The organism is Inquilinus sp. 2KB_23 (genome assembly GCF_052115705.1).
In the GTDB taxonomy this organism is placed as follows: domain Bacteria; phylum Pseudomonadota; class Alphaproteobacteria; order DSM-16000; family Inquilinaceae; genus Inquilinus; species Inquilinus ginsengisoli_A.
The window spans coordinates 1-5,676 of record NZ_JBFRHF010000061.1 but is presented as its reverse complement, the minus strand read 5'-3'; the positions used below and the strand labels follow the sequence as shown (position 1 = coordinate 5,676).

The following is a 5,676-nucleotide window of genomic DNA, read 5'->3' as shown; positions in this document are numbered from 1 at the left end:
CGGTGGGCGAGGCGGTTGGCCTGGGCGTTGAGGCCGGCATAGGTGAGGGCCTGGTCCTCGAACACCAGGGCGACGGCGTCGGGGGAGCGGGCGGCCTGGGCCTCGAACAGCTCGGGCAGGGTGGCCTGGGGGACGGGGCGTGCGGTGTCGTTCCATTCGACGAGGATGGTCCGGCGCTCGTCGGGATCGAGGAGRTCGATGCTGCCGATGCGCTGTCCGGGATCGGYGGCGGCGGCCTGGAGCAGGCGGGTGAGGCGAACCTGATGGGCGGCGAGATCGGCCTTGCTGTGCGGCCCCGCATCGGCGTCGAAGCCGAGCTCAAGCGCCTGACTGGGGCCGCGATCGAAGAAGAAGATGCCGAGATCCCGAGCCGGACCATTTGCTAAATTGCGAGCACTCGCCACGCAGTCGGCGAAGCGCACCTCATAATCAAATGGCTCGACGTTGACCGCGGTCGCATACAGATGCTGTCCGCCGGTGCCAAGACCGAGGTCGCGCCGCAGATCCTCGTAACGGTAGCGCTGATGCCGTAATGCTGTGCGTAGCTCCTGCCCGACATGTCTATGGAACTCCTCCAGATTCATCTTCGGGACTATGGTCAACCGTAGCGGCGCTATGTTGGAGGCCATGCCCGGTATCATCCGAAGCGCACGGCCGGACCGTGCGGTAACTGGAACGCCGATGACCAGATCGGTCGCAGCTGTCATCCGATGGAGATATGCTGCCGTCAGCGCTGTGAGGAGTTGTGGTAGGGTCAGGCTGGAAGCACGCGCGCAATCCCGCAGCGCGGAACTGGTTTCGGGTGACAGGTGGGTTCGGTGCCGCTCGATGCGACCGGTAGATAGCTGCCGTCCGGCCAAGGTTATTGGATCGGGCCGATCCGCGAAACGGTTCATCCAATAGCCCTGATCCCGGAGAAAAGCCTTAGAGGTGCGATACTCCGCGTCCGCAGCGACCAGATCTCGGAATGGACCGAACGGAGTTGGCCCCGGCTCCCGTCCTTCAACCAGTGCCGTGTAGACATCGGCCAGCCGACTCGCGATCAGCGCAGCGCCAACTCCGTCTATGAGGATGTGATGATAGCGCTGATACCAGAAGACTCGATCGGGGCCGGCCCGAAACAGGGCATAGGTGAAGAGTGGTCCGCCGATCAGATTCACCGGCCGGGCCAGGTCGGCCTGCATCCAAGCCTCGACCGTGGCCATTGGATCGGATTCGGAACTCACGTCAATCACCGGGAACGGCCAGTCAGCAGCCGGATCCAGGATCTGCCGTGGTCCGTTGCCTTCGTCAATGAAGGCGACGTTGAGGCTTTCCGCCTCGGCCACCACCAGCCGCAGTGCCATCTCAAATAGGACCGGATCGATCGGCCCGTGTAATTCGAGATACTCGGCAACGTTGTACTGCGCGGTCCCCGGCGTCAGCATCTCCGCTAACCAGATCTCCGACTGCGCGGCGGTCAGCGGAAAGAGCGCTTGGTGCATGTCGTTCATGGCGGGGTGATTCCTAGCTCACGACCTGGCGCTGGCTAACGGGCAGACACGACGGGCGGGGATGGATGCGCCGGAGGGACGGAACTGGGCGAGCACAGAGACGGCGGAGTCGTGTCGTCGAGCCCCCCAAATCAACGGCAGCCCGCCCGATGCGCCACTCTCGGTCACCACCACCTTGGCGTCCGGTGACTGCGCCAGCTTCAGTGTCGCGTCGATCCGCTGCCGGTGCAGATAGCTGTTGGAGATCGTTGCGCACGCGTCTCCCAATGCGTGGGCCATCTCCCCACGTGAGAAGGTCTCAATGTTACTGAGGTCGAACCGCGAGAACTTGCCGGCAATCCAATTGCAGGTGCGGTGCAATGTGGCCTGCACGGCCGTTAGGCCCATTTCTATGTCGGCTCGATCTGCTATGCGGTAGCCGAACAGAAGCAGGACGACTAGTGGCAGCAAAGCGACAGCGTCACCGGTGCGTTCGGGCGCGAGGGTAAGCACGACCATGGCACCCGTGCCGCAGACGCCACCAAGGTCCGTGGCAATGATGACCCCGGTCAGGGTCTCCTCCCTTATGACGCGAACGAGGCCCCCAGACCGCGGCAGGCCCCGGCGCAAGCCGACCGCCTTAGCCAACAAGCTGTCGCTTACCCGCCGCTGCGGCGCCGCTGTCTCAGAAGTCGACATCCTGATCGTGCATTGAAGGTGTTGGACGAGAAGGACGCGGCCCGCTGCCCGATGGCAAAGCGGCACGCCCTTCTCTAGCGACGGGTGCGCACGTTCGTTCACGGTGACAAGCGTCAGTCCTGTGTTGTCCTCGGGCTGCCGATCGCGAGGACCAAGCCGGTCAGTAATGGAGTGAAGAACAGCGCAGCAAGAAAGAGTCTTATAAAAGCTGAGAACGCACTACCGCCCAAACCAGCCCACTATCGCAGACACGAGGGCGTGGGTCAGAAGCACCTAGGCTGGCACAATCTGTCGGCTCAGGCTGGTCTCGGTTCCCGGCCGCTCCTGGCAGCTTTGATTTCTGTCTTGAGCTCGCCTTCGACTGCCTCTGGTCGGAAGCTTTCGATTGTGCCTCCCGCCTCGAAGTGACGAACGAAGATCTTACCGATGGCATAGGACGCCGCGGAGCCAAATGCACTGAACGAGACGGCGCCGATGACGCTGCCCATCCCGGGGACAAGCTTTACGCTACTCGCAGCGATCCCACTTGCAACTTGGCCCGGTACCAGGACGCCGAGTAGCACTGACACAGTCGAACGTACCGCCTCTTTCCTGAGAGACTGACCGTAGAGTGCTCCGATATCACTGATCATCTTCGCCTGTACCGCACCAAGGGCAGCAAGGTCCAGCATCGGCAGTGGGACCAGGCCTGCCGCGGCCGACCAAGCGGCGGCCGACGAAATGATGCGCGAGGCCCGGGCCAGACGGAGCCCCCTCTCGGCCTCGGGCGTGGCGTCGCTTTTAATCTCACTTGCCACCGACTGTATTCCCTTCTGATGTGTAAAAGATGGGAATTTATCCAAATTCTCGCGAGTGCATTTAACGAACTGACATTACCTGGGACTCGGGACCTATACAAGATCTCTGCGCCTGCGATAGTGGAATAGTGTCGTTGATGTAAAGCGGCGACTCAACCGAGGGACGGATTGATCAGGCGCTCGCTGGGGATTCGGGCCGCGATCCCTGCGGCTGTCGGTGACACTGGGTGACGAGAGTCTCCCGGTAGACTGGCTTGTGGACAGGTGAAAAAACCAATGGCTGTGGATATCGGTCATGACCGCTGTTGAGGCCCCGCCGCGACGACCGGTTTCGGGCACACTCGTCGGTCGGGCTTGTCACGTTGTCGAGCGTCGCCGCGATGGGCCGAGCTCCGCCAGGCTCAGGCCGCAACGCCGGCCGCATCTCGCCATGCCGCGAACGCCTCTGCACGAAAGCGGCGGTGGGTATTGGCGGTGGTGAGGTGACGGCAGAGGTTGAACGCGTTGTAGGTCGCGGCATGCATCGCCAGGAACCGCTGCGCCGCGGCGGCCGACTTGAACCGCTGCAGCTTGCGCTCACGTCGACGAACGGGGACGTGCGAGCTCTCGGCCCGGTTGTTTTGCTGCTTGGCCGCGATGTAGATTGCGGCGCCCAGGCCAAGATCGCGAAGCGCAGCGGCGTAGGCCGGACACTTGTCGGTGACCCACTCGTTCGGGGCGATCCCCTACTCCCGGAGAAACTTGCGCATCAGCTTGCGGGTTGCAGCCGCGTCCCGCCTTGCCTGAACCAGCACCTCATCCTCGGCATCGACTGCCCGCCAGAGGTACATCTGCTTGCCGCCGATCCGGACGAACATCTCGTCGAGGTGCCATCGCCGGTGCAGCACCAGCCGCCAAGCACGAAGACGCCGAGCGATTGCGGGACCGAGCCGATCACCCAACGCAGGATCGTCTCGTACGACACCTCGATGCCGCGCTCGGCAAGCAGGTCCTCGACGTCGCGGTAGCTCAGGGTGAAGCGGAGATACATCCAGACTGCGCGCTGGATCACCGCAGATGGGAGCGGTAACCGGCATAGTCGGGTGGGGCCATGGCTACCGCTACGCCGCCCGCCGGCCATTCGCAAGGCCGCGACGTGACAAACCCTCAAAGAATTCAAACGCATCGCCATGCGCAGCGACAAGACCGATCAGAGATTCGCCGCCACGATCCATCTCGCCGCCGCCGTCATCCATTCGCGGTGATTCTCGACAGGCCCTAGCTCGAAACACGCCCGGAGGCCAACTCGTCTAAGCGACTCTGTATCTCACTGCGTCGTCCTGCGGTTTCGGGTAGAGCGGACAGCGCCGCAATAAGCACCTGCTGCTCTTTCTTCTTGTCATTGATTGCGCGGCAACAAGCTATGATGTGCTCAAAGTAAGGAATTCTGTCCTCCACGCCCGATGCGCCCTGCAGGCTAGCTTCGCAAGCGGCAATGGATTCACGGCAGGCCGCGTGCATTTGTTCCACTCGATCAGAGATTTCGCTCTGCGGCGGTCGTACATGCGGATACTCGAAGAAATCACAGAGCAAAATGCTCAGTCCCGCCCCTGCAAACACCGTATGCCACCAATGAAGCGGGATAAAAATTGCCTCACCAGAGGTAAGCGTCGTCTCGAATACTTCTTCATGCATAGATTCAATTTCGTCTTCTTTGATGACGCGGCGCCCAAAATTCCACAGGGGGCTCATAACCGGCCCCGGATCCAACCGGGAAGTTTCTGTTGGCGGAAGCAGTATGAAGTGCCGGGTTCCGGCAATTTGGTGAGAAATCGCCTCCAAGTGCGGATGATAGTGGAGCGCCGCTACCGATTTCGAACTCAACATGATGGATAGATTAGAAGGATGACTCCGGCTGTAACGCATCGTGCCGATGTCGGCCAATAAATCGGGGAATAATTTCTTGAGTGGCTGCTCCGCCAAGTAGGGATCGCCCCTGGCGGCAGCAGGTAACCGTGCAATATATTCGCGCAATGTACTTTCGGCTCTAATATAACTGTGCGCTGGAGGCTTCCGAGGATCGATGCTCCAGAGCTGGACGACCTGATCTCCACCGCTTCTGGCGAGATACTCGGAAGTCCACTTCGATATCGCAGGCCAATCGGATGCCGCATCTTTCAAAACAACCGGCCGATTCTGTTCGACGAAATTTGTGTAAAACTCTTCTCGAGAGAGTCCGGCAACACGCGGGATCTGTTGAACGCTCATAGCGGTACCCTGCGTTAGCTGCGATTTCCGATTTGCATATCAGGCACAATCCATCTCGGGCCAAGAACCCGAGCCGAGCGAGAGCGAATATTATCGGCCATGGATTGCCGATGCAACCTTGCGTCTGGGGATTACGGTCCAGTGCACCTGAGGATTATGGACTGCGCCGTGAGAGTGAGACAATCGAGTTTAGCCCGGATATCTCAAAGGGGATAGGTGCATGGGGGTGGACTGCACCCCTGACGTGAGACTGGATAATCAGAGACAGGTCAGGTTGATGGATGCCATAGCAGCAGAGGCGCGGCCCTGCTGCAATGGCGGTGAAGCCGCGTCGTATTCCTCAGGCGTCAGGTAGTCGAGGGCGGAGTGCAGCCGCTGGCGATTGTAGACCTCCTCGATGAAGCTGCCGATCTGGGTCCTGGCATGCGCCAGGTCGCGATAGGGCTGCCCGTCCACCTCCT

6 protein-coding genes and 1 pseudogene are annotated in these 5,676 nt (G+C 61.1%); all 7 read right to left on the bottom strand.

Features of this window, described 5'->3' with window-relative positions; all coding sequences use genetic code 11:
• The coding region (locus AB4112_RS35800) for a condensation domain-containing protein (protein WP_441727211.1) at nucleotides 1-1,493 on the bottom strand (1,493 nt) is incomplete at its 3' end.
• Nucleotides 1,494-1,511: 18 nt separating this feature from the next.
• Nucleotides 1,512-1,991, bottom strand: a complete 480-nt coding sequence (locus AB4112_RS35795) for a hypothetical protein (protein ID WP_441727209.1) — start codon at nucleotides 1,989-1,991, stop codon at nucleotides 1,512-1,514.
• Nucleotides 1,992-2,467: 476 nt separating this feature from the next.
• A complete protein-coding gene (locus AB4112_RS35790; RefSeq protein ID WP_441727207.1) occupies nucleotides 2,468-2,968 on the bottom strand; it encodes a YcjF family protein in 501 nt (166 codons plus the stop codon).
• A 401-nt stretch (nucleotides 2,969-3,369) separates the two neighbouring features.
• Nucleotides 3,370-4,060: pseudogene (locus tag AB4112_RS35785) on the bottom strand (IS6 family transposase).
• An 8-nt stretch (nucleotides 4,061-4,068) separates the two neighbouring features.
• Nucleotides 4,069-4,203, bottom strand: a complete 135-nt coding sequence (locus AB4112_RS35780; RefSeq protein ID WP_441727205.1) for a hypothetical protein — start codon at nucleotides 4,201-4,203, stop codon at nucleotides 4,069-4,071.
• A 22-nt stretch (nucleotides 4,204-4,225) separates the two neighbouring features.
• On the bottom strand, nucleotides 4,226-5,215 hold the full coding sequence (locus AB4112_RS35775) for a cupin-like domain-containing protein (RefSeq protein ID WP_441727203.1): 990 nt from the start codon (nucleotides 5,213-5,215) through the stop codon (nucleotides 4,226-4,228).
• 258 nt (nucleotides 5,216-5,473) lie between these two features.
• A partial coding sequence (locus AB4112_RS35770; protein WP_441727202.1) for an integrase core domain-containing protein occupies nucleotides 5,474-5,676 on the bottom strand: 203 nt, incomplete at its 5' end.

Excerpts from the sequence above, each read along its gene's own strand:
- AB4112_RS35780 (WP_441727205.1), bottom strand. The coding sequence starts at position 4,203 with ATGGATGACGGCGGCGGCGAGATGGATCGTGGCGGCGAATCTCTGATC.
- AB4112_RS35775 (WP_441727203.1), bottom strand. The coding sequence starts at position 5,215 with ATGAGCGTTCAACAGATCCCGCGTGTTGCCGGACTCTCTCGAGAAGAG.
- AB4112_RS35795 (WP_441727209.1), bottom strand. The coding sequence starts at position 1,991 with ATGGTCGTGCTTACCCTCGCGCCCGAACGCACCGGTGACGCTGTCGCT.